General features: G+C 33.5%; 25 protein-coding genes. 17 read left to right on the top strand and 8 right to left on the bottom strand.

All coding sequences use genetic code 11. The features are described 5' to 3' along the window. Positions 1 to 1,097 precede the first annotated feature (1,097 nt). The 16 genes from Q5O86_RS02185 to Q5O86_RS02110 all read left to right on the top strand — a co-directional run bounded on the left by Q5O86_RS02185 (position 1,098) and on the right by Q5O86_RS02110 (position 16,635). Positions 1,098 to 1,781: a TIGR03936 family radical SAM-associated protein gene (locus Q5O86_RS02185; protein WP_302625509.1), complete on the top strand. Its 684-nt coding sequence runs from the start codon at positions 1,098 to 1,100 to the stop codon at positions 1,779 to 1,781. Next, a complete protein-coding gene (locus Q5O86_RS02180; RefSeq protein WP_302625508.1) occupies positions 1,774 to 2,910 on the top strand; it encodes a ribonuclease E/G in 1,137 nt (378 codons plus the stop codon). Before Q5O86_RS02185 ends, Q5O86_RS02180 begins: the two co-directional genes overlap by 8 nt. After that, positions 2,907 to 4,493 (top strand): extracellular solute-binding protein, encoded by a 1,587-nt coding sequence (locus Q5O86_RS02175; RefSeq protein WP_302625507.1) that lies wholly within the window; start codon positions 2,907 to 2,909, stop codon positions 4,491 to 4,493. The genes Q5O86_RS02180 and Q5O86_RS02175 overlap by 4 nt, the downstream gene beginning before the upstream one ends. Further along, a complete protein-coding gene (locus tag Q5O86_RS02170; protein WP_302625506.1) occupies positions 4,490 to 6,277 on the top strand; it encodes a sensor histidine kinase in 1,788 nt (595 codons plus the stop codon). The genes Q5O86_RS02175 and Q5O86_RS02170 overlap by 4 nt, the downstream gene beginning before the upstream one ends. Next, positions 6,274 to 7,719 (top strand): response regulator, encoded by a 1,446-nt coding sequence (locus tag Q5O86_RS02165; protein ID WP_302625505.1) that lies wholly within the window; start codon positions 6,274 to 6,276, stop codon positions 7,717 to 7,719. Before Q5O86_RS02170 ends, Q5O86_RS02165 begins: the two co-directional genes overlap by 4 nt. An 18-nt stretch (positions 7,720 to 7,737) precedes the next feature. Beyond that, positions 7,738 to 8,475, top strand: coding sequence for a vancomycin high temperature exclusion protein (locus Q5O86_RS02160; protein WP_302625504.1), 738 nt, complete (start codon positions 7,738 to 7,740; stop codon positions 8,473 to 8,475). Positions 8,476 to 8,494: 19 nt separating this feature from the next. Next, positions 8,495 to 9,667, top strand: a complete 1,173-nt coding sequence (locus Q5O86_RS02155) for a DUF4317 domain-containing protein (RefSeq protein ID WP_302625503.1) — start codon at positions 8,495 to 8,497, stop codon at positions 9,665 to 9,667. A gap of 141 nt (positions 9,668 to 9,808) precedes the next feature. Beyond that, positions 9,809 to 10,117, top strand: a complete 309-nt coding sequence (rplU, locus tag Q5O86_RS02150) for a 50S ribosomal protein L21 (RefSeq protein ID WP_302625502.1) — start codon at positions 9,809 to 9,811, stop codon at positions 10,115 to 10,117. 14 nt (positions 10,118 to 10,131) lie between these two features. Beyond that, entirely contained in the window at positions 10,132 to 10,455 is a 324-nt protein-coding gene (locus tag Q5O86_RS02145) for a ribosomal-processing cysteine protease Prp (RefSeq protein ID WP_302625501.1), read from the top strand. Between the two features lie 2 nt (positions 10,456 to 10,457). Continuing rightward, positions 10,458 to 10,742: a 50S ribosomal protein L27 gene (gene rpmA / locus Q5O86_RS02140; RefSeq protein ID WP_302625500.1), complete on the top strand. Its 285-nt coding sequence runs from the start codon at positions 10,458 to 10,460 to the stop codon at positions 10,740 to 10,742. Between the two features lie 78 nt (positions 10,743 to 10,820). Continuing rightward, positions 10,821 to 12,104 (top strand): GTPase ObgE, encoded by a 1,284-nt coding sequence (gene obgE, locus Q5O86_RS02135; RefSeq protein WP_302625499.1) that lies wholly within the window; start codon positions 10,821 to 10,823, stop codon positions 12,102 to 12,104. 25 nt (positions 12,105 to 12,129) lie between these two features. Next, positions 12,130 to 12,423: a ribosome assembly RNA-binding protein YhbY gene (yhbY, locus tag Q5O86_RS02130; protein WP_302625498.1), complete on the top strand. Its 294-nt coding sequence runs from the start codon at positions 12,130 to 12,132 to the stop codon at positions 12,421 to 12,423. Positions 12,424 to 12,441: 18 nt separating this feature from the next. Beyond that, positions 12,442 to 13,632: a nicotinate-nucleotide adenylyltransferase gene (gene nadD, locus Q5O86_RS02125; protein WP_302625497.1), complete on the top strand. Its 1,191-nt coding sequence runs from the start codon at positions 12,442 to 12,444 to the stop codon at positions 13,630 to 13,632. A gap of 1 nt (position 13,633) precedes the next feature. Then, positions 13,634 to 13,981, top strand: coding sequence for a ribosome silencing factor (gene rsfS / locus Q5O86_RS02120; protein WP_302625496.1), 348 nt, complete (start codon positions 13,634 to 13,636; stop codon positions 13,979 to 13,981). An 11-nt stretch (positions 13,982 to 13,992) separates the two neighbouring features. Further along, positions 13,993 to 15,294, top strand: coding sequence for an alpha-amylase family glycosyl hydrolase (locus Q5O86_RS02115; RefSeq protein WP_302625495.1), 1,302 nt, complete (start codon positions 13,993 to 13,995; stop codon positions 15,292 to 15,294). A gap of 81 nt (positions 15,295 to 15,375) precedes the next feature. Next, a complete protein-coding gene (locus Q5O86_RS02110; RefSeq protein ID WP_302625494.1) occupies positions 15,376 to 16,635 on the top strand; it encodes a GTP-binding protein in 1,260 nt (419 codons plus the stop codon). 62 nt (positions 16,636 to 16,697) lie between these two features. Here Q5O86_RS02110 and lexA read toward each other — a convergent pair whose 3' ends face one another. Further along, entirely contained in the window at positions 16,698 to 17,315 is a 618-nt protein-coding gene (gene lexA, locus Q5O86_RS02105) for a transcriptional repressor LexA (protein ID WP_302625493.1), read from the bottom strand. 238 nt (positions 17,316 to 17,553) lie between these two features. Here lexA and Q5O86_RS02100 point away from each other — a divergent pair, with 238 nt between their 5' ends. Continuing rightward, positions 17,554 to 17,949 carry a LysM peptidoglycan-binding domain-containing protein gene (locus Q5O86_RS02100; protein ID WP_302625492.1) on the top strand — a complete coding sequence of 132 codons (396 nt, stop codon included), beginning with the start codon at positions 17,554 to 17,556 and terminating at the stop codon, positions 17,947 to 17,949. An 82-nt stretch (positions 17,950 to 18,031) separates the two neighbouring features. On the opposite strand, the gene Q5O86_RS02095 is transcribed toward Q5O86_RS02100, so the two are convergent. The 7 genes from Q5O86_RS02095 to Q5O86_RS02065 all read right to left on the bottom strand — a co-directional run bounded on the left by Q5O86_RS02095 (position 18,032) and on the right by Q5O86_RS02065 (position 23,457). Beyond that, entirely contained in the window at positions 18,032 to 19,087 is a 1,056-nt protein-coding gene (locus tag Q5O86_RS02095; protein WP_302625491.1) for a tyrosine-type recombinase/integrase, read from the bottom strand. A 12-nt stretch (positions 19,088 to 19,099) separates the two neighbouring features. Next, positions 19,100 to 19,807: a tRNA 2-thiocytidine biosynthesis TtcA family protein gene (locus Q5O86_RS02090; RefSeq protein ID WP_302625490.1), complete on the bottom strand. Its 708-nt coding sequence runs from the start codon at positions 19,805 to 19,807 to the stop codon at positions 19,100 to 19,102. 103 nt (positions 19,808 to 19,910) lie between these two features. Next, positions 19,911 to 20,822, bottom strand: a complete 912-nt coding sequence (locus Q5O86_RS02085; RefSeq protein ID WP_302625489.1) for an RluA family pseudouridine synthase — start codon at positions 20,820 to 20,822, stop codon at positions 19,911 to 19,913. A gap of 24 nt (positions 20,823 to 20,846) precedes the next feature. Continuing rightward, on the bottom strand, positions 20,847 to 21,380 hold the full coding sequence (lspA, locus tag Q5O86_RS02080; RefSeq protein ID WP_302625488.1) for a signal peptidase II: 534 nt from the start codon (positions 21,378 to 21,380) through the stop codon (positions 20,847 to 20,849). A 15-nt stretch (positions 21,381 to 21,395) separates the two neighbouring features. Further along, entirely contained in the window at positions 21,396 to 22,151 is a 756-nt protein-coding gene (locus tag Q5O86_RS02075) for a YlmH/Sll1252 family protein (RefSeq protein WP_302625487.1), read from the bottom strand. 6 nt (positions 22,152 to 22,157) lie between these two features. After that, entirely contained in the window at positions 22,158 to 22,745 is a 588-nt protein-coding gene (locus tag Q5O86_RS02070; RefSeq protein WP_302625486.1) for a cell division protein SepF, read from the bottom strand. A 19-nt stretch (positions 22,746 to 22,764) separates the two neighbouring features. After that, positions 22,765 to 23,457 carry a YggS family pyridoxal phosphate-dependent enzyme gene (locus Q5O86_RS02065; protein ID WP_302625485.1) on the bottom strand — a complete coding sequence of 231 codons (693 nt, stop codon included), beginning with the start codon at positions 23,455 to 23,457 and terminating at the stop codon, positions 22,765 to 22,767. Positions 23,458 to 23,481 lie beyond the last annotated feature (24 nt).

The raw sequence follows: 23,481 nt of genomic DNA, 5'->3' as shown, positions 1-23,481 counted from the left end.
ATACGAGATCTGCGTATGTGACTGGAGTTCTGACGTGTGCTCTTCCGATCTTATCAGAGAATGCAGATTTTGTCAGGCAGGTTCTGTCTATAAACCTCTCAGAGAAAAAAGCTTAGATAAACTAAAATATTTGGCAAAGACAATGTTAAAGTCTACGGGACATGATGAGATTTCTTTGAGTTCACTCAGTACAAGTGATTATAGCGAGTTACAGGAGTTAATTGATTTTCTGATAGAAGAATGCAAATCTAAAAATATAAATATATCATTGCCATCTTTGAGAATTGATGCTTTTTCACTTGATGTCATGAGTAAAGTACAGGATGTAAAGAAAAGCTCCATTACTTTTGCACCGGAGGCAGGTACACAGAGAATGAGAAATGTCATCAATAAAGGATTGACAGAGGAAGACATCTTAAACGGTTCCAAGCAGGCTTTCTTAGGTGGTTGGAATAAAGTTAAACTTTATTTTATGTTAGGACAACCTACAGAGACGACAGAAGATGTAGATGGAATTATGGATTTATGCGAGAAAATTGCTGAATTATATTATGAGACAGTTCCCAAAGAAAAGAGACAAGGTAAATGTCAGATTACTGCGAGCACTTCTTTCTTTGTGCCAAAGCCTTTTACACCATTTCAATGGGCATCCATGTGTACTGCAAAAGAGTTTTTAGATAAAGCACATCAGGTAAATGATAAGATGAAAACACTTTTGAACCGAAAGAGTATTAAATACAACTGGCATGAATCGGATATTAGTGTTTTAGAGGGATTATTGGCAAGAGGGGATAGAAAATTATCTCAAACAATATTGTATGTTTATCAAAAAGGCGGAATCTATGATGCATGGTCAGAATTTCATAACGAAGAATTATGGCAGGAAGCTATCAGAGAGACTGGGGTAGATATCAATTTTTATGTTACAAGAGAGAGAAAAGATAACGAAATTTTCCCTTGGGATTTCATAGATACAGGAGTAACGAAAAATTTCCTTTTAAAAGAATGGCATAATGCCAAAGAGGAAAGAGTGACTCCAAATTGCAGAATGAAATGTTCCGGTTGTGGAGCGGCATCTTTTGGAGGAGGTATCTGTCATGAAAATTAGAATACGCTTTTCAAAACAGGGACAAATGAAATTTATCGGGCATCTCGATATGGTTCGGTATTTTCAGAAAGTCATGCGCCGTGCAGAGATTGATGTCGCCTACTCAGAGGGATTTTCTCCCCATCAGAAGATGTCCTTTGCAGCCCCTTTAAGTGTAGGGGTATTAAGTCAGGGAGAATATTTTGATTTAGAAGTAAAAAGTACATACTCCTCTAAGGAATCAATGAAAAGAATTAATCAACAAAATGTAGAAGGCGTTGAAGTCTTAAGTTATAAATTACTTCCGGAACATGCGAAAAATGCCATGTCAATTGTTGCGGCTGCTGATTATATGATTTATACAGACATATTTTCCAAGTCAGATATTGATAGATTTATCAGGCAGAATGAAATTTATGTTATCAAAAAAACGAAAAAAAGTGAAAAAGAGGTAAATATACGTCCGCTTATCTATGAAATGAAAAGAAGGGGAGACGGTATCTTTATAAAACTGGCACAGGGAAGTGTTCAAAATTTAAAACCGGAACTGGTCATAGACGCATTGTCAAGATTTACCGGTGTGAATATTTCTGCTCCGATTGTGTATGAACGTTTGGATATGTACTGTATGGAAAATGAGAGGCTGGTGTCCTTAGATGATATTGGACAGAACATAGGAGGTACTCTTGGATAATAAATTTATTATCAGTGATTTCTATCATGGACACTTATTGGGATTTGCATTTATAGATGACGAGCTCAGGCAGATTTATAATTTAGATAAAAATTCATTGATAGGTAATATATATTGTGGTTATGTTAAGGATATTGTAAAAAATATTAATGCGGCTTTTGTCGATTTCTACGATGGAAATATTGGCTTTCTACCTTTAAAGGGAATGAAAAAATTGCCAAAAACAGGAGATAAAATATTAGTTCAGATAACTGGGGATAAAATAAAAACAAAAGATTATCTTTTGACCTGGAAGATTAATTTAGGTGGGAATCAATTAGCACTGACCGTTGGTAATTCAAATATTAGCGTTTCAAAGAAAATAACAGATTCCGGTAAAAGAGATATATTAAAATGCTATCTTGAAGATTACAAAAATACAGATTATGGTTTTATTTTAAGAACCGGCAGTGAAAATAGTACAAAAGAAGAAATTATTGCCCAGGCAAAACAACTAAAGGCGCAATACTCTCTGATTTTAAAAAAGTTTGAATTTGCCGCACCAAAGACACTTCTCTATGAAAATAGTCAATTGCTTCTTAAAACATCTGAATTTGTAAAAAAATTCGGGGGACAAATCATTACAGAGCACACAGAAATTGCAGATTTATTAAAAAAACACGATATTCCTGTGTTATTCAATGATGAAAATAAGATTAGTCTTTGTAATAAGTACGCTTTAGGACATCTTATGAAAGAAGCTACATCAAAAAATGTTTGGCTGAAGTCCGGAGCATATATTGTTATCGAACCGACGGAAGCGATGACAGTTATCGATGTAAATACCGGAAAAGCTGAATTTCATTCTTCCAGAGAGAAAACTTTTGAAAAAATAAATCAGGAAGCGGCAAAAGAAATTGCAAGACAAATAAGCATAAGAAATATTTCGGGAATTATTATTATTGATTTTATCAATATGGAATCCCCTAAAAATTATGATGAACTTCTTACTAAAATGAAATTTTATGTGAGCCGGGATGATAAAAAATGTACTGTATGTGGTTTTACAAAACTGGGACTTATGGAAATTACGAGGCAAAAAAAAGAAAAACCCTTATCTGAAATTATAAACGAGGTAAAAATAAAATGAAACAAAAACTGGGAATTGTAAATCTTGTTATTTATATTGTTATTCTTTCTATAATTTTGTGTGGGTGTTCTTCAAATAATGAAAACAAGGAAACAGTTAATTTATCATGGTACATTAATTTTTCCTGGTTTAATACAGAATGGGGAAATAACATGGTTTCCAAAGCGATTACGGAAAAAACGGGGTGTGATATTACATTTGTCACACCTACAGGTGACCCTAACGAAAAGCTGGATTCCATGATTGCATCCGATTCACTGCCGGACCTTATTACTCTTGGCTGGTGGGAAACAGAAATAGGCGAGATGATTAATGAAAAAAAGGTTTATGCTTTAGATAAACTGGCAGATGAATATGATACATATTTTTATAACGTTATAAATGACGAGGTAGTAAAATGGCATACAAAAGAGGATGGTCATCTTTACGGTTATCCCAATTCAGCGTGTTCGCCGTCAGACTATGACAAATATGACAATCTTGCTTCAAACGAAACATTTCTTGTGAGAAAGGATATATACGAGGCAATCGGTAGTCCGGATATGACAACACCTGAGGGTTTTGTTGCCGCTGTGGAAAAAGCAGCGAAAATGTTTCCAACAATTGATGGTCATGACATGATACCGGTAGGTTGTACGGAATTTAATGATATTGGAAGCGACTCATTTGATAATTATTTAATGGATTTTTTGGCTGTTCCTTACGTTGATGACAATGGAAATGCAATAGACCGTCTCAAAAATACAGACTATATAACATGGTTAAAAGCTTTTAGAAGACTAGGCAGTGAAGGCTTATTAAAAGATGAAATATTTATTGATACAAGAACACAGATGTCAGAAAAAATAAACAATGGACAGTATTTTTGTATGATATATCAATATACTGATTTAGCAGATCAGGAAAAAGCTTTATACGCTAAAAATCCTGAAAGTATTTATATTGCGGTAGACGGACCAAAAAATCTTAACGGTGATGACTATACACTTCCCGGAACAAGTATCAATGGATGGACCATCACTATGATATCAAAAAATTGCAAAAATCCTGAAAAAGCAATAAAATTAATCACATATCTATTAAGTGAAGATGGACAGAAAATGACATGGCTCGGAATCGAGGGAAAAACATGGGACTATAATTCAGAAGGCATACCCGAAATAAAAAATAATGTAAAGAAAATTTTATATTCAGATAGAGAAAAGTATGACAGTGAATATGGTGCGGATTCGTGTTATTGGATGTTGCAAAATGATGCAATGGCATCTGCATGGATTAAAGATGATGATAGTAATCCTGTAACGCAGTTGAAGCAGTGGACCTATCCATATACGACGTATGTGGGACAGTATACGATATCTTTTAGTTCAGATACAGATGTTGGGAAAATAAAAAATAAGACAGAAAAAGCATGGGGGAAAATTTTACCTGAATTATTACTTGCAAAAACAGATAAACAATTTGATAAAATTTATAATCAATTTATGTCGGAACGTTATAAAATAGGATATGACAGAGTATTAAAAGCTTTAACATTGCAGATAAAAGAAAATATAGAAAAATTAGGTTTAAATAAACAATGATAAAAATAAGAGCAGTAAAAAAGCATAATGTGTCTTTGAGTGGTAAAATTATAATTATTATTATAACTTTTATTTTAATGTGTGCTGTTTTATGGACAGGAGTTATGTTCTTAAATATGACAGGAAATGCAAAAGATATTGCATTGAATGATGAGAAAGCATATATGGAAGCACTTGATGCCAATGTTGCCAGCGTCCAGGAAGTATGTAACTTGGCAAAACAAGTTGTTTCCCGGAATGCTACTATCAAAGAATATATTCAATTGAGACAAAACGGCGGTGAATTAAGTTCAATTGAAAAAATTGATTTTTATAATAATGAAATAGCATCCATTGATAATATGACAAATGTAAACCCTTATCTATATCAGATTCGAATGTTTGTCAATGCGGATATCACAGAGAAAAAGCCATGTTTTTATCGGATTGACAGAATGAAACATATGGAGTGGGCTGGTAACTATCGGGACAACGAATGGCAGATTGATTATCTCGACAAAGTTTTTTTGGAGAGTATAAATAAAAATCTTCATCTTGCCGGTCTTATCAGTGAGATTAAGGATGATAATGGAAAACTTCTTGCTGTTTTGGAAGTTTCAACGTCACTGGAAAATTTGTTTACAAACTACTATAATGATAATGATGATGAATTTAGCTGCTTTATTGATAATAACGGTGTTTTATATTGTTCTGATTTCCAAAGAGAGACATGGAACATAAACCGGGAAAAACTGTTAAATTATATCAAATACAATAAGCAGAGTTCTTTTTTGTCTGTATTTAACAAAGAGGATAGTATTGTTTCTGTCAGGGAGATGCCGTCATTAAAAGGGACGTTCATTCATGTTAAAGGAATGGAAGATAGTGTTGATTCTTATTATAGAAGTCAGATGCCATATATTTTTGTTGTATTTATTTCCATGTTGGTATTTATAATAATTGTTGTAATTTCAATTAGAAATATTTTTAAACGTTTTAACACACTGACTTCTGAGGTAAGTAAAATTAAAGACGGAAAAAATATCAGATTGCCTGAACATGGAAACGACGAAATCTCAGCCCTTGGAAAACAGATTAATAAAATGATTTCTTCTTTAGAAAATCTGAACGAAGAAAACACGAGAAGGCAGCTTTTGGTTAAAAACGCGGAAATTAAATCTTTACAGAATCAAATTAATGCTCATTTTATGTATAATGTTTTAGAGACAATTAAAATGATGGCAGAAATTAAGGAAGAGTTTGAAATTTCAGACGCAATCACTTCTTTGGGACAAATGTTCAGATATAGTATGAAATGGACATCAGGTATGGTAGAATTAGAAGAAGAGATAAAATATATAAAAAATTATCTGAATTTATTAAATTTGAGATTTGATTATGAAATATATTTATCGCTCAATATTCCAAAAGAATATATGTCATTAAGAATACCTAAAATGTCCTTACAGCCCTTAGTCGAAAATTCTGTTTATCATGGAATTGAAAACATTGCAGAGGACACATATATTTATATTAAAGCATTTGCCATAGATAATATTGTAAATATTGAGGTATCGGATGCAGGTGTAGGAATGTCAGAACAGACACTGAATGAACTTAGAGAACGTATCAATGCAACAGAAGGTGTTGATGACAGTAAAGAGCATGGACGTGCACTTTATAATGTTTCACAACGTATCAAAATGTATTTCGGGTCAGAGTATGGTCTGCAAATTTTTTCTAAAGAAGGTGTCTATACAAAGGTGCTGATACAAATACCATTAGACAAGGAGATTAATTTATGAGAACTTTATTGTTAGTGGAAGATGAAAAGCTTATTCGACAGGGGATTAAATCGATAATTAAGCGCAGTGGTGTTGAAATTGATGAAATAATTGAATGCAATAATGGCGAAGCAGCACTTGAAATACTCAAAAATAGAGAGATTGATATTATGTTTACAGATATCAGAATGCCTAAAATGGATGGTATTACTCTGGTAGAAGAGATAGGCAAATTAAATCAGAAACCTCTTATTGCCGCCGTCAGTGGATTTGATGATTTTGAATATGCTGTGGGTATGTTGAGAAATGGTGTAAAAGAGTATATTTTAAAACCCGTTGACAGAAAAAAAATCACAGAAACATTATTAAAATTCGAAAATGAATTGGAAAAACGCGAAGAAGCATATGTTGAAGAGCGTAATGTAGCATTTCAGCAATTAAAATATATGATTTTTAATGATGATATTTCGAGTGACGAGATTGAGAATATATGCTATTCCATAAGAAAATATATTCCATTTGAAAACTATGCAGTATTTTGCTTTAGTGCAAAAGAAGATGAGAGAGAATTTACAGAAGAAGATAAGTATTTTTATGTTCAAGGTCGGGATTCGTTAAATTTTATTATTACAGATGCAAAATATTATGAGGATGTTAAAAATAAACTATCCCATTATTATGTGGGGGTTAGTCTTGTATATAGTAACTTTTTTGATGTAAAGCAGGCATTTTGTGAGGCTGCACAGATGAGAAGATTTTCATTTGAAAAATGTCAGAAGATAGTTGATGCCGATGGATTTAAAGACCTTCCGAAAGATTTTGAATATGGTGTTAAATTTATGATGCAGACTGCTAATTTAATTTGTTCCAACAAATTAGAAGAAGCATTATCACAGCTGGAATCTTTTTCTGAAGGTGTAAAATTAGGTAAGTATAATATTAATGAATTTCAGGAACAGATGAAAATTATTATAAAAACGACAATGAAAGTTTATAAAAATGTACTTGAAAACAAAGAAGAGGATGTGATTGCTTTGAGAAATCTTTATGCATTCGAAACCATTGATGATTATATGCGGGTTGTCACTGAATGGATTAAACATTTTGATGAACTTGTCTGTAAGGATGTAGATGAGCATAAGGCAAATCTAAAAATGCAGAAAGCTATTGAGTATATTAAAGAAAATTACGCAACTGACTTAAATATGGCTGTAGTTTCCAATTATATTTCTATGAATTATTCATTGTTTTCATTTACATTTAAACAATATACAGGCACAAATTTTGTAAATTACCTAAAAAATATCAGAGTTGGCGAGGCGAAAAAACTTTTGACAGAGACAGATATGAAGGTAAATGAGATATCGCAGGCTGTAGGATATGACCATGAGAAACATTTCATGAAGACTTTTAAGAGTATAACAGGTCTTACACCATCACAGTATAGAAATAATTTAGGATAAAATAAGAGGATAAGACATATGAAAAATATTGATAAACAGTCGGAAAAGAACAATAATTCTGTCAAAACCAAAAAGGGAGTTAAAAAGTTGATTATCAAAATAATTTTCTGGATTATATTTTTGTGCGTACTTCTTGTTTTATCTGTTACAGGGATTAATTTGTATATGACAGGCAGTGTAAAAGATAATATATTATCGTTGGATGAGGCAAAAGATTTAGGGGCGGATTGCATTATTGTTCTTGGTGCAGGTGTGAGAAATGATAATACACCGACAAAAATGCTGGAAGACAGAATTATTATTGGTGATAGACTTTATAATGAAAATGCCGCAAATAAAATAATAATGTCCGGTGACCATGGAAGAAAAGAATATGACGAAGTGAATGTTATGAAAAAATATGCGATAGACGAAGGTATTCCATCGGAAGATATCTTTATGGACCATGCAGGATTTGAAACCTATGACACAATGTACCGCGCAAAAGAAATATTTGGAGTAAAAAAAGTTGTAATTGTCACACAGAAGTATCATCTGTATAGGGCATTATATATTGCAAAAAGTCTTGGACTCGAAGCTTATGGAGTCTCCTCAGATTTGCGATATTACAGTAAGAAAATGGCATATTGGAAATTCAGGGAATACATTGCAAGAGTAAAAGCTTTTGGAAAATGTATTTGGAAACCGGAATCTCAATATTTAGGAGAACCGATTGATATTAAGGCAAGTGGAGATGTGACAAACGATAAGAAATAAATAGAATAAAGAGGTGAATATGGATAAAAAATCTATTGGTGAACTTCGAAGACGATTAAAAAAAGATAGCTGCACATTTACAAAAATGTGTGGCTGTTATGTTGATGATGAAAAGAATAAAGTTCTTTACATGGATGAAATATTTCTCAATTTAGAGGATGAAGAATATTATAAATATTTAGAAATTTCAAAAAAAATTTTGTCTACGAATATTGGTAATAATATATTAGAGCTGGATTTCCCACCGGAAGAAGAAAAGCCGGGAGGACATCAACAGTTTTTGCTCGGACTAAAAAAAAGCGGATTAAAAGATGAGGGTCTGCTTCATACATTTTATGATATGATAATCGATAGATATGATGCTCTTGGAAATTATCTTATTTTACTATTTCATGATGTATATGATGTCATGACAAAAACGTCTGATAACAATAAATTAGATGAGTCGGAAGAAGTGTATGAGTACATAATATGTGCTATCTGCCCAATGATACTATCTAAGCCGGGGTTGGGCTACCATAAGACGGATAAGCGCATAGGAACCTTAAATCGGGAGTGGATGGTTGGGATGCCGGAGACAGGATTCGTATTTCCGGCATTTAATGACAGAAGCAGTGACATCCATTCGATACTGATGTATACGGCTGACAGCAAAAATCCGCACAGGGAATTAATCGAGGATATTCTTGGATGCCGTGAAAAATTAACGTTTGCACAAAAACAGGATGTTCTCTGCGGTATGGTTTCTGACATAACTTCCGAAGAGGAACTAAAAGACGTAATGCAGTCTGTAAATATTGAACTGGCTCAAATTTCGGATGCTGAACCAGAAACTACAGTCAGTGAAGAAAATATTAAAAGTGCATTAGAATATGCCGGTATTGAGGAGAGTAAAGCAACACAGATTGGAAAAGAATATATTTCGGCAATTCAAAAAGAAGATTTACCTTTATTGGGAGATATTATACCGAATCAGGCAGTAAAAGCAGTGAAGGATAACAACGAAAAAATTCTTTTAAAAGAAGAAATTAAAGAATTAAACAGAAAAATTGCAGAAGTAAATGATATGGGAAGCGATATTATTATCAAAGTAACTGAAGACAAAAAAGAATCTATCAGAAAAGAGACTATTGATGGAGAGTTATGTCTCGTAATACCGGTTTCTGATGAAGACAGTATTAGGATAAACTAATATAACTTATTTTTGATGGTTAAATTTGACATATAGCTTGACTTATGTTATTATAGCAAAGTATGCCGCTCAGTGTGGTTATAAGTATTGCATTTGCAATCACCGAAGCTGGCGAGTAATGAGTAATAGGAGGTGCCCATAATGTACGCAGTTATAGCAACAGGTGGTAAACAGTACAAGGTTTCAGAAGGTGAAACAGTCAGAGTTGAAAAGCTCGGTGTTGAAGCCGGAAGTAAGTTTACTTTTGACCAGGTTCTTCTCGTTAGTGGTGATGACGTTAAAGTTGGAAATCCAACAGTTGACGGCGCATCCGTTGAAGCTACAGTTGTTGGCGATGGCAAAGCTAAAAAAGTTGTCGTATACAAGTATAAGAGAAAAACCGGATATCATAAAAAGAATGGTCATAGACAGCAGTATACAGAACTTAAGATTGACAAAATCAATGCTTAATAAAGGTAGCAGTTATGACGAATATTACAATTTATTGCAGAGATAATACTTATATCGGTTTTTGCACATCCGGACATTGCGGATACGCAGATAGCGGGGAAGATATTGTCTGTGCAGGTATTTCTGTTTTGACGATAAATTTCATAAATTCTATTGAGAAACTGACAGATGAAAAATTCAGTATGTTTGAACATGAAAATGATGGGATTGTCGATTATATGTTGGAAGAGAAACCCGGCAGAGATGCAGAGATATTATTTCAATCACTGGTCCTGGGACTGGTAGAATTAGAAAAAGAATACAAAGATTTTATATCATTAGATTATAAGGAGGTATAGCTATGATGAAGATGAACCTTCAGTTCTTCGCTCATAAAAAAGGTATGGGTTCTACAAAGAACGGTAGAGACTCAGAGTCAAAGAGACTTGGCGCTAAGAGAGCAGACGGACAGTTTGTTTTAGCTGGAAATATTCTTTACAGACAGCGTGGAACAAAGATTCACCCGGGCGTTAACGTTGGACGTGGTGGTGACGATACATTATTTGCTACAGTTGATGGAATCGTAAGATTTGAAAGAAAAGGCAGAGACAAGAAACAGGTTTCTGTATATCCGGTAGCTGAATAATTTAAACATCAAACAGTATTGGGCTTCAAATCGTTTTGATTTGGAGCCTATTTTATACTTTTATAGGAGGGAGTTATCATGTTTGCAGATTTTGCAAAAATATTTATAAAATCCGGAAAAGGAGGAGATGGACATGTCTCCTTTCGGCGAGAAATCTATGTACCAAACGGTGGACCAAACGGCGGTGACGGCGGAAAGGGTGGAGATGTTATTTTTCAGGTTGATAAAGGATTAAATACGCTTTATGAATTTAGACATACCCATAACTTTAAAGCAGAACCTGGTCAGGAGGGCGGTAAGCAGAATAAGACCGGAAAAAATGGTGCGGACCTTATTATAAAGGTACCGGAAGGAACCATTATCCGGGAAGAAGAAACAGGCAAAATTGTTGCAGACATGAGCGGTGAAAATCAGAGAGTTGTTGTACTAAAAGGCGGACGGGGTGGAAAAGGTAATCAGCATTATGCAACAGCTACCATGCAGGCACCGAAGTATGCTCAACCGGGACAGAAAAGTATGGAATTAAATGTTACTCTTGAACTCAAAAGTATTGCAGACGTGGGGCTTGTCGGATTTCCAAATGTAGGTAAATCTACACTTCTTTCCAGAGTCACGAATGCTGACCCTAAAATAGCAAATTATCATTTTACTACATTAAATCCAAATCTGGGAGTTGTAGACTTAGATGGCGGAAAAGGTTTTGTTATTGCAGATATTCCCGGACTGATTGAAGGTGCCTCTGAAGGGATTGGATTGGGACATAAATTTTTGAAACACATCGAGAGAACAAAAGTAATTATCCATATGATTGACGCGGCCTCTGTTGAAGGCAGAGAGCCTATTGCTGATATTAAGGCAATCAACAAAGAATTAGAAGCGTATAACCCTGATTTATTAAAAAGACCTCAGGTAATTGCCGCAAATAAAATTGATGCTATCTATGGAGACACAAATGAAGTTATCGAACAAATACGTTCTGAATTTGAACCGGAAATCAAAGTCTTTCCAATCTCTGCGGTAAGCGGAAAAGGATTGAAAGAATTGTTATATTATGTAAAGGATATGTTGAATCAATTTGATGATGCTCCGATTGTATATGAACAGGAGTACAATCCTGAAGATTATCAGATTACAACAGAACTTCCGTATACGGTAGAAAAAGTAGAGGACGGATTATATTCTGTTGAGGGACCTAGAATTGAAAGAATGTTAGGTTATACAAATATTGATTCAGAAAAAGGATTTATATTCTTCCAGAATTTTATGAAAGATAATGGTATTTTGGAAGAGTTAGAGAAACTTGGAATCCAGGATGGTGATACCGTAAAAATTTATGGACATCATTTTGATTATTATAAATAGAGTTTATTTTTGAAATGGAGATATAATGAATAGTAAACAGAGAGCATATTTGAGAAAAATATCAGCTATGGAGCAGCCGATTTTTCAGGTTGGAAAATCTTCTGTAACACCTGAATTGACAGCTGCTATCGATGAGGCTTTAGAAAAAAGAGAAATAATAAAAATAACTGTTTTAAAAAACTGTTTTGATGATTGCAGACAGATTGCGGAAGTGTTAGCCGAGAGAACAAAATCAACGGTTGTACATGTTATCGGCAGAAAAATAGTCTTATACAGGCCTGCAAAAGAGGAAAAGGATAGAAAAATTATATTGCCATAGGAAATAAAGGAGTATGTTATGAAAGTAGGAATACTCGGTGGAACCTTTGACCCAATTCACAATGCGCATTTAAAAATTGCACAGGAAGCGTTAAAACAATTTTGTCTTGATAAAATATTGATTATGCCTACTCCTAATCCTCCTCATAAGGATAAGGAGAAGATTGCAAGTAATTTTCACAGGGCAAATATGATAAAAATTGCAATTAATCCATTAGAAAATATTGAGTTCTCAGATTTTGAATTGAACAGCCATGATGTCACATATACGGCTGATACACTTCATATGTTAAAGGAATTGCACCCAGAAGATGAATATTATTTTATTATGGGAAGCGATTCTATTGCTGCTTTTATGAGCTGGTATCGTCCGGATGTTATTTTGAAGTTTGCAACACTTATTGCTGTCAAAAGAGACGATGAGAGTTCAAAAATAATGCAGGAAAGAGTTTCTGAAATAGAAAAGACTTTTGACACTCAGATTCAGATTTTATCCATGCCGGCAGTGGATATTTCATCCAGCTATATCCGATGCAGTGATTATTCTCAGATTCTTCCTATGGTTCCGAGTGAGGTATATGCGTATATTGTAGAAAATAAATTGTATTGCAATAATAATATTAATAAAGCATGGTCTATTAATAAAATTACTGAGGATTTAAAAAATACATTAAAGGTATCCCGATTTGAACATACGATTCATGTAGCAAAAACTGCGAAGGACATGGCGGAACATTTTCATGTAAATCCCAATAAAGCTTATTTTGCGGGGATTTTACATGACTGCGCAAAAAATAAGACGGAAGATGAATTAATTGAATTGTGTGAAAAGAATCATATTGAAATTACTCATACAGAAAGAAGACTTCCATATTTACTCCATGGAAAAGCAGGCGCATTTTTGGCAGAGGAAAAATATGGAATAACAGATAGAGAAATTTTGCAGGCAGTGACATGGCATACTACCGGAAAAGAAGATATGAGTTCTTTAGAGAAAATTATATTTTCAGCAGATTATATTGAGCCGGGGAGAACAAAACAGCCGAATCTGGAATATCTTAGAAGTATTGCACTGAAAGATTTAGATTTGCTTGTTTATCATATTTTAAAGGATACTATGGATTATCTAACGAAATCAGAGATAGTCAGTATTGATGAAAATACAAAAAAAGCATATATTTATTATAAAAAAATAATTGAGGAGAGGTAATATGACATCAAAGGAAATAGCTAAAATTGCATATGATGCGATAGATGACAAAAAAGGGATAGATATTTCTATCATAGACATATCTGAAATTTCTATATTAGCAGACTATTTTATTATTGCAGGAGGCAGCAATGATAATCAGGTAAAAGCAATTGCAGATAATATAGAAGAAGAATTAGCAAAAGCCGGACTCAATGCTAAGAATATTGAAGGATATAATAATGCAAACTGGATATTGATGGATTTTACTGATGTTATCATCCATATATTCAATCAGGACGACAGATTGTTTTACGATTTAGAAAGAATCTGGCGTGACGGAAGCGTAGTTAAAATAAGTGATTTATAGGGAGTTCTATTATGTGGGCAAATGAAAGTGTATTTTATCAAATTTATCCTTTAGGGTTTTGTGGTGCACCTTTTGAAAACGATGGTGTATGCGAGCACCGAATCAGAAAAATATCTGATTGGATTCCTCATATCAAAAAACTAGGAGCAAATGCAATCTATTTTTCACCGGTTTTTGAGTCCGATACGCATGGATATAATACACGGGATTATAAAAAAATAGATGTGAGACTCGGCGAAAATGAGGATTTTAGAGATTTATGTCAGGAATTGCATAACAATCATATAAAAGTTGTTATTGATGGCGTTTTCAATCATGTAGGACGTGGATTTGGACCATTTATAGATGTGTGTAAAAACAGGCAAAATTCACGCTATCTGAATTGGTTTCATATTGATTTGAATGGTAATTCTAATTATAATGACGGACTCTGGTATGAGGGCTGGGAAGGCAATTATGACCTTGTAAAATTAAATCTTCAAAATAATGAGGTTGTGGAGTATCTTTTAGAGGCTGTAAGTTTCTGGATTCATGAATTTGATATTGATGGAATACGACTAGATGTGGCATATTGTTTAGAATATGACTTTTTAAAGCGATTAAGGAGTCATGTCGACTCTCTGAAAGAGGACTTTTTCCTTGTTGGGGAAATGCTGCATGGAGATTATAATCAAAGAATGAATGATGGGATGCTGCATTCGGCAACAAATTATGAGTGTTATAAAGGATTATATTCGAGTTTTAACAGCATGAATATGTTTGAAATCAATCATTCTCTGTTGAGACAGTTCGGACCGGAACAATGGACGTTATATAAAGGAAAGCATTTATTGTCTTTTGTGGATAATCATGATGTGACAAGAATTGCAAGTATCCTTTCAAATCCCAATCACCTGCCTCTTATTTATGCCTTATTGTTTGGGATGCCCGGAATACCATGTGTATATTATGGCAGTGAATGGGGAGAAAAAGCAGAAAAGAGCCAGGGTGACCCTGCCTTACGTCCTTGTTTTGATAAACCAATATATAATGAACTGTCAGCTTATATTTCAAAATTATCAGAAATAAAGAAAAATACACTGCCATTAAATTATGGCGATTTTTCTTCAGTTGTTCTGACAAATAAGCAGTGTATTTTTAAGCGAAGCTATGAAAATACGGATGTTTATGTGGCAATCAATGCTGACGAAAATAACTTTTGCTGCAATTTTCATTGCAATACGGATATTGTTACAGACCTTATCACAGGTGAGGAATTTCAGATGAATCGTGAATTTGAAATGAAAGGATACCGGGCATATATTTTAAAATAAAAATTTAACATATATTTCATAAATAAGGAATATATGCTATTTAACATAGAACTATATTTTAAGTGAAGGGAAGTAGATAAAATGGAAAAAAGATTAGTGCCTGTCACATTGCTTACAGGTTATTTAGGTGCAGGAAAAACAACACTTTTAAATCAGGTTCTTTCAAACCAAAAAGGATATAAAGTTGCAGTTATCGTAAATGATATCGGAGAGGTAAACATTGACGCTTCGTTAATTGCCAAAGGAGGACAAGTTACACAAAAAGATGAAAATCTTGTACCCCTGCAGAACGGCTGCATCTGTTGTACTTTAAAAGTCGACCTTATCAATCAGATTATTGATTTAATAAGTACCGGAAAATTTGATTATATTTTAATAGAGGCAAGTGGTATTTGTGAACCGATACCAATAGCACAATCCATAACCATGCTGGACGGTTCTTATGATAAGAGAGCGGAGATTGCACGTCTCGATAATATTGTTTCAGTAGTCGATGTTGCCAGAATGGCTGATGAATTTGGGTGCGGTGAAAATCTTGTAAAAGATGATATTGAGGATGAAGATATTGAAAATCTTTTAATACAGCAGATTGAGTTTTGTAATACCATTATTTTAAACAAAGTAGATACCGTTTCACCGGAACAATTGTCTAAAGTAAAGGCAATTATCAGAAAGCTTCAGCCGGAAGCTGTTATGTTTGAGACAACCTATGGTAAAATAGATGTAGATGAAATATTAAATACAAATCGATTTGATTTCGAAAAGTCAAGTATGTCTGCCGGCTGGATACAGGAACTGGAAGCCTATGATAACGCTGGTGAGGATAAAGATGAGGAACATCACGAACATCATCATGAAGAACATGAACACCATGAGCATAGTCATGAAGATGAACATGAGCATCATAAACACGAAGAAAAACATGGGCACCACGGACATCATCACCACCATCATCATGGTGAAGGCGAGACCGAAGAATATGGTATCGGTTCTTTTGTATATTATAGGAGAAAACCTTTTGCAAAAGAAAAATTTGAGGATTGGTTAGATGAAATGCCGAAATCAATTATAAGAAGTAAGGGAATTATATGGGCGGCTGAAAACAACAATGATGCTTATATGTTTGAGCAGGCCGGAAAACAGATAAACATTGCAAATGCCGGCCAATGGGTTGCTACAGCTCCAAGAAAAGTTCGTCAAAAAATGATGAAAGAAGACCCTACTTTAGTTGCTGACTGGGACGAAGAAGTAGGAGACAGAATGATTAAAGTCGTATTTATCGGACATGACATGGATAAAGAGACAATTATCAAATCATTAGATGAATGTCTGGCATATTAAGACAAGAAAACCAAAGAGGTAGATATCGTAATATTATGATATCTACCTCTTTGGTTTTAATTTTAAAAAATATTTTTTCTATATAAGGCATAAGCTTTTCCGACAATGGTACAATCCGGTACAATAATAGGGTCCATATCGTCGTTTTCCGGCTGCAACCTGATATATCCATCTTCTTTAAAGAATCTCTTGACAGTGACCGAATCGTCAATTAATGCAACAACAATATCTCCATTTTTGGCAGAACTTGTTTTTTCAATAATAAGATAATCTCCCTCTAAAAATCCAACATTAATCATGCTGTCACCGTGAACTTCTAATATGTAAGTGTCCGCATTCGGTAAAAACTCTGTAGGAAGTGAAAAGTAATCTTTTATATTTTCTACCGCAAGCAGAGGAGCACCGGCTGCAACTCGTCCTAACACAGGGATATTTGTCATCTCACGGCGGGAGAGGCCAAATTCATCATCTATAATTTCAATTGCCCTGGGTTTTGTGGCATCACGCCTTATATAACCGTTTTCCTCCAATGTATTTAGATGAGAATGCACAGAAGATGTAGATTTCAATCCAACTTTCTCGCATATTTCTCTGACAGTAGGAGGATATCCTTTTGCTAAAATCTCCTCTTTTATATAATCTAAAATCTGTTGCTGTTTTACTGTGATTTTTCCTGGCATATGTTAAATTTTCCTCCTAGTTTATAAATAATTAGCATATAGTTTCAATTTCTTTTTGTAAGTCCCATTTAAGGTACTCACTATATGATAATATTATCATAGATATGGAAAAAGCGCAATAATAATATCGAACAAATATTCGAAAATATTATTGACAAACATTTGTTCGGATGGTAATATATGTATTAGAAACGAACAGATGTTCCTACATACATAAAGAATATTTGGAGGTAAACAGATGAGAAATATAGAAACCACATCATATACAGATTATAAAGAAAGAAAACAAATTATTTTAGATAAGAAAAATATTCGTATCAGGGAATTAAAAAAGCGTATTGTATTATGTATCAGTTTGATTTGTCTTTTTGTAGTAGCTGTTATTACCATTATCAGTTTTGTGAATGTGAGAGCTACAGATAATGCGGAAAATCCATCCTATAAATATTTCACCAGCTATGAGATAAAACCAGGAGATACCTTGACATCGATAGCACAAAAATACACCGTAAACAGCAATATTTCAGTGGCCGATTATATATCCGAAGTAAAGAAAAACAATGAGCTTTCTTCTGATACGATTACAGCTGGAAACTTCATTGTTGTTTCTTATTATTCTGATGAATATAAATAATTCTTTCAATTATTTATTTTTATATTTTTATTTATCCCATTTACTTCTTTGTGACAAACAAAGAGGGCAGATGCAGTAAAATTTAGTCTTTTCTAAGTTTTACTGCATTTCTTGCTTTACGCCGTCTTTCGTCTTCAATGGCAGCATAGTGTTTTTTAGTAGTATTCACATCCTTATGTCCAAGAACGTCTGCCACCAAATAGATATCGCCGGTTTCTTTATAAAGAGAAGTGCCATAAGTGCTTCTCAATTTGTGCGGCGTAATTTTTTTTAAGTTTGTTACAAGGGATGCGTATTTTTTTACAAGGTTTTCTACTGCACGGACACCGATACGTTTTTTCTGAAGTGATAGGAATAAAGCATTTTCATGTCCTGTCAGTGGTACAATAGACTTTCGTTCCTCAATATAGTTCATAAGACATTCTTCAACTTCCTCACCAAAATATATTATAGTTTCATTTCCACCTTTTCGTCTTATTTTGATACCTGAATTTTTAAAATCAATATCTGTAATATCAATTCCAACACATTCAGAAACACGAATACCTGTACCAAGCAGGAGTGTGAGAATTGCCATATCTCTTATTTTGGTTTTATTATGAAACCCTTTCTGGGATTTTGTCAGCTTGTCACCAGTTTCCACTTCATCTAAAAGAATACTGACTTCATCCGTATCGAGACGCACAATTTCTTTTTGGTGTAATTTTGGCATATCCACGATAGATGCAGGGTTAGTAGAAATCTTTTCTTTTTTATAAAAATATTTATACATAGTTCTGAGACATGCTAATTTTCTCATAATACCACGCTCACTGTTTGTATGTTCTTTTCCATCTTCAGTAATATAAAACTTCAAATATTCTAAATATTCTTCTATATCTGTTGCAGTTATTTTGTCTAACAGGTTTAAATTAAAATCCACAACACAAATATCTTTTAAATCGGGATTATTTGCTTTTAAATAATGAAAAAATACTGTCAAATCATAGGCATACGCTATTCGGGTCCGGGAAGAAGTAGTAGGTTCAATTCCCCTAAAAAATTCGCCACAAAAATGAGGAAGATTTTTTTGCAATTCTCTCAATTTTAAATTATTGTTCACAATTACCTGTTCATGATAATTTCTTGATGAAGCCATACAATATACTCCTTATAAATCAAAACTTCCATGTAAAAGAGCCGTAAAAAATCTGTCTTTACATCCCGGATTTTCATGATTAAGCTGCTGTACCAGATTTTTTATGTATTCCCGTTTCGTATGCCCGTCCACAGGACAAGGATTTTTAGCAATTGGGAGCATATACTTATTTGAAAAACCAATGACATCCATTTCCGGAATATACATCATAGGTCTAATTACAGTTAAATCCATTCTATCTAGATAAGTAACCGGACGGAAGCAGTGGAAGCGTCCCTCATAAATCAATGACATTAGCATAGTCTCAATCATATCATCTCTATGATGCGCATATGCAATCTTATTGCAGTCTAAATTTTTAGCAAATTCATTTAGGGAACCTTTACGCATTTTTGCACAGAGAGAGCAAGGATTCGTTTCTTTGCGGGTATCAAAAACAATTTCTGCAATCTCCGTTTTTATCACATGATATTCTATATTTAATTTCTGACAGAACTCAGATATTTTGCTGAAATCCTGTATTCCAAATCCCAGGTCGACAGTCAATGCAACAATATCAAAATGATTTGGATAAAATCTTTTTAAACCGCTTAGTGCATAAAGTAATGTAAGACTGTCTTTTCCACCTGAAATGCCAACGGCAATTTTATCACCTTCATTTATCATCTGATAATCATCAACAGCACGTCTGACGTAGCTATATAACTTTTGAGCCTTCATATAATTTTTCTCCTAAAATAAAAAAACGAATAGTTGTGTAAACAGAATAACACAACTATTCGCAAAAGACAAGTTTAACGAAGAATACTGTAAAGAATTTTTTTTAAACAAGTACCTTATCTATCAAATTTATCATATATTCCGGTATCGGGGCTGTAAATTCCACATATTCTTTTTTTGTCGGGTGTATAAAACCGATGGTTTTAGCATGCAGGCATTGCCCCTGTAATTTAAAAGGACATTTATTATGATTGTAAATGTCATCACCCAGTAAAGGATGATTGATACTTGCCATATGAACTCTAATCTGGTGCGTACGCCCTGTTTCTAATTGAAATTCAACAAACGCATATTTCGTAAATTGTTTTAACACTTTATAATGCGTAACTGCATGCTTCCCATTTTTTTCATTGATACACATTTGTTTTCTATTATTTGGATGTCTGCCAATTGGGGCATCTATAACACCGGATAACGTATCAAAGCAGCCTTGTACGATTCCGACATATTTTCTTGTAATAGAATGAACTTTTAACTGTTCAGAAATAAAATTATGACTAAAATTGTTTTTACAGACAATTAATGCACCGGTTGTATCTTTATCAATTCTGTGAACAATACCCGGTCTTAAAACTCCATTGATACTGGAAAGATTTTCATTACAATGATACATTAACGCATTGACCAATGTTCCGGAATAATGACCGGGTGCAGGATGTACAACGAAGTCCTTTGGCTTATTTACAATTAAAATATCATCGTCTTCATATATAATATCCAAAGGGATATCTTCCGGAATAATCGCCGCAAAAATCGGCTCAGGAATATCAACTGATATGATATCTCCATTTCTCAATTTATAATTTGACTTACACGGTTCATTATTTACCAGTATATTTTGTTCCATTATTAGTTTTTGAATATAAGAACGGGATGTATCCTGTAATACTTCGCCCAGGTATTTGTCTATCCGAATCCCTTGCCCCTGTTCATCCGCATATATTTTTTCACACATAAAGGTCTCCTTATATCATAGATACTATTTTTTATTTTTGAATGAAATAATATAATTAAATTCTTCCTCGTCTATTTTAAAGGCACAAATGATAATAATACAAATACATGAAACCGTAACATAGCAATCGGCCACATTAAATATTGGGAAATTAATTAATTTAAAATAAATAAAATCAATTACATAATGGTGGACAATACGATCAATTAAATTTCCTATTGCTCCTGCCATAAGTAATGCCATCGAAATATTTAAAAATCTAATGGCATATTTGTCTTTTTGCTTCATTAATTGATATATATTACACATAAATTTGCAGATTATAATAATAGCTAAGAGTGTAAAAAGAATAAAAAGAACAATTTTTCCGGATAACATTCCCCACGCTGCACCGGTATTTCCACCATCCAAATAATGAAAACACAAAACATCTTTTATAATTTCAAAGTCATTTTTCCCTTTTAAGAAGTTTGTTGCCCAATATTTACTCAACTGATCAAAAACAATCAAAAAAAGCTCAAATAAGGCAATTTTTAATAGATAACTATATTTTTTCATAATTAGAGTCCACCTTTATATATATAAATCCAGTGAAACCAGATTTCTTCCCTTTTTTGTATTTTTTAATATACCATTATATATAAATCTTCCCTTACCCCGAACAGAAATAATATCGTCTTTTTTCACAGAATAGCCATTAGAGGTCACCAGTCTGCCATTTACGAACACTTTTCCTCCCTCTATAAGAGATACAATACTGTTTCTTGATGTTTGAAAAGCCACTGAAATAAGGCTGTCAAGACGTATATTGGAAATTGTGCCTGTAACATTTTTCAGAGACGGTTTTACAGTAAAATCAGGACTATCAACAATTCCTATTGTGATAAATGTGTATTTAATTTTGCTTAGATTCTCACAAATATATTTTGCAATATCCGTGATACAGTAAACATATGCCTCTCCCTCTAAAATAAAAATATCTCCAATTTTATTTCTTGTTATTCCTAAATTTAAAATAGCACCTAAATAATCCCTATGAGTAAGAATATCCGAATACTTGGAATTTTTGGGTGCAATCCTTATAATTGAAATTGGAATTGTTTCATCATAACAAATATCCATTGGAGAAAAAATTGCAATTTTTCTCTCAGCATAATTATTACCTCCTGTAAGCCGGATGTTGACAGGAGGTAATTGAGTTTCCATGCATTTTAATATATGAATTTCGTTAATATTTAAAAAATCTGTGTATGTATAAATATTTCTATGAAATGCTGTATTCGCAAGGTCTAGAAACCGACTGCGCAAATAATGTTCATCTTTATTCATAATATATTATTCACCATAATAATTTCTGCGTGACTCATAAGCAGAAGAGCTATAATCTGCTGTTCTTTCACTGATTGTATCCTGGAAATCACCTGTAATATCTACAGAACTAGGAGTTACAAGATAAATATAACCACTGATTTTTTGAAGATTTCCCTGTATGGCATAACAACCACCACTCACAGAATCTACAATTCTCTGAGCTAAATCTAACTTCATTCCCTCAAGATTCAATACAACAGATTTACCCTCTAACAATGTATTAATAATATCCTTCGTCTCCTCGTAATGTGTAGGCTTCATAACACATACTTCCATATCATTGCTGCTTCTCATTGGAACAACTTTGCTATTTCTGCTGCTCCTGCTATTTTTTACCTGTGAAGTAGCCCTTGTATTCCGGGAACGATTAGATGTTGTACTTTGGGACAGTGGTGTTTCTTCCCTGACAACACTCTCTCCTCTTCTCTTTCTGCCAATGGATTCATTTTCTTCAACGATATCCTCTTCGTAATCATCATAGTAATCATCTTCATAATCATCTTCGTAATCTACAGTAAAAATGTTCTTAAATTTATCACCAAACTTTGACATGCTTCTCTCCCATATATTTTTATAAATTATAATTTCTTTCTCCAAATATGCCGGTGCCAACTCTAACCATCGTAGAACCTTCTTCAATAGCTACTTCATAATCGCCGGTCATTCCCATCGAAAGAACATCCATAGTAACATTATCAATGTTTTTATCTCTTATGTCAACCGATAATTTTTTCATTTGCTTAAAATAAATACGGTTTTCTTCGGCATTTTCCGTATATGGAGCAATTGTCATAAGACCTTTTATTCTGATATGGGGTAATTGGGAAATTTTGCATATTAAATCTTCTGTTTCTTTGGCGGTTATGCCAAACTTGCTCTCCTCCTGCGCCATATTTACTTCGATGAGAATATTACAAATTATATCTTTTTTCGCAAATTCTTTTTCTATTTGTTCTGCTAGTCTCAACGAATCAACCGAATGAATCATGTCCACTTTACCCACTAAATATTTAACTTTATTTCGCTGCAAATGGCCAATCATATGCCATCGGATATCTTTCGGTAATTCGTCATACTTGTCACTTAGTTCCTGTACTTTATTCTCACCGTAATCTAAAATACCGGAAGGAAGCGCATCTTTTATTGCTGAAATTGGTTTTGTTTTACTTACGGCAATTAAGGTTATATCCTCAATATTTCTTCCCGATTTTTCACAAGCTTTTCTTATATTTTCTCTAACTTTTTCAATATTTTCAATTATCATAATTCTTATAACCTGCCTATTCCT

The organism is uncultured Eubacterium sp. (assembly GCF_937958975.1).
Lineage (GTDB): Bacteria > Bacillota > Clostridia > Lachnospirales > Lachnospiraceae > Eubacterium_G.
Note: the sequence above shows the minus strand (reverse complement) of the source record. Positions and strands in the feature narration are given on the sequence as shown.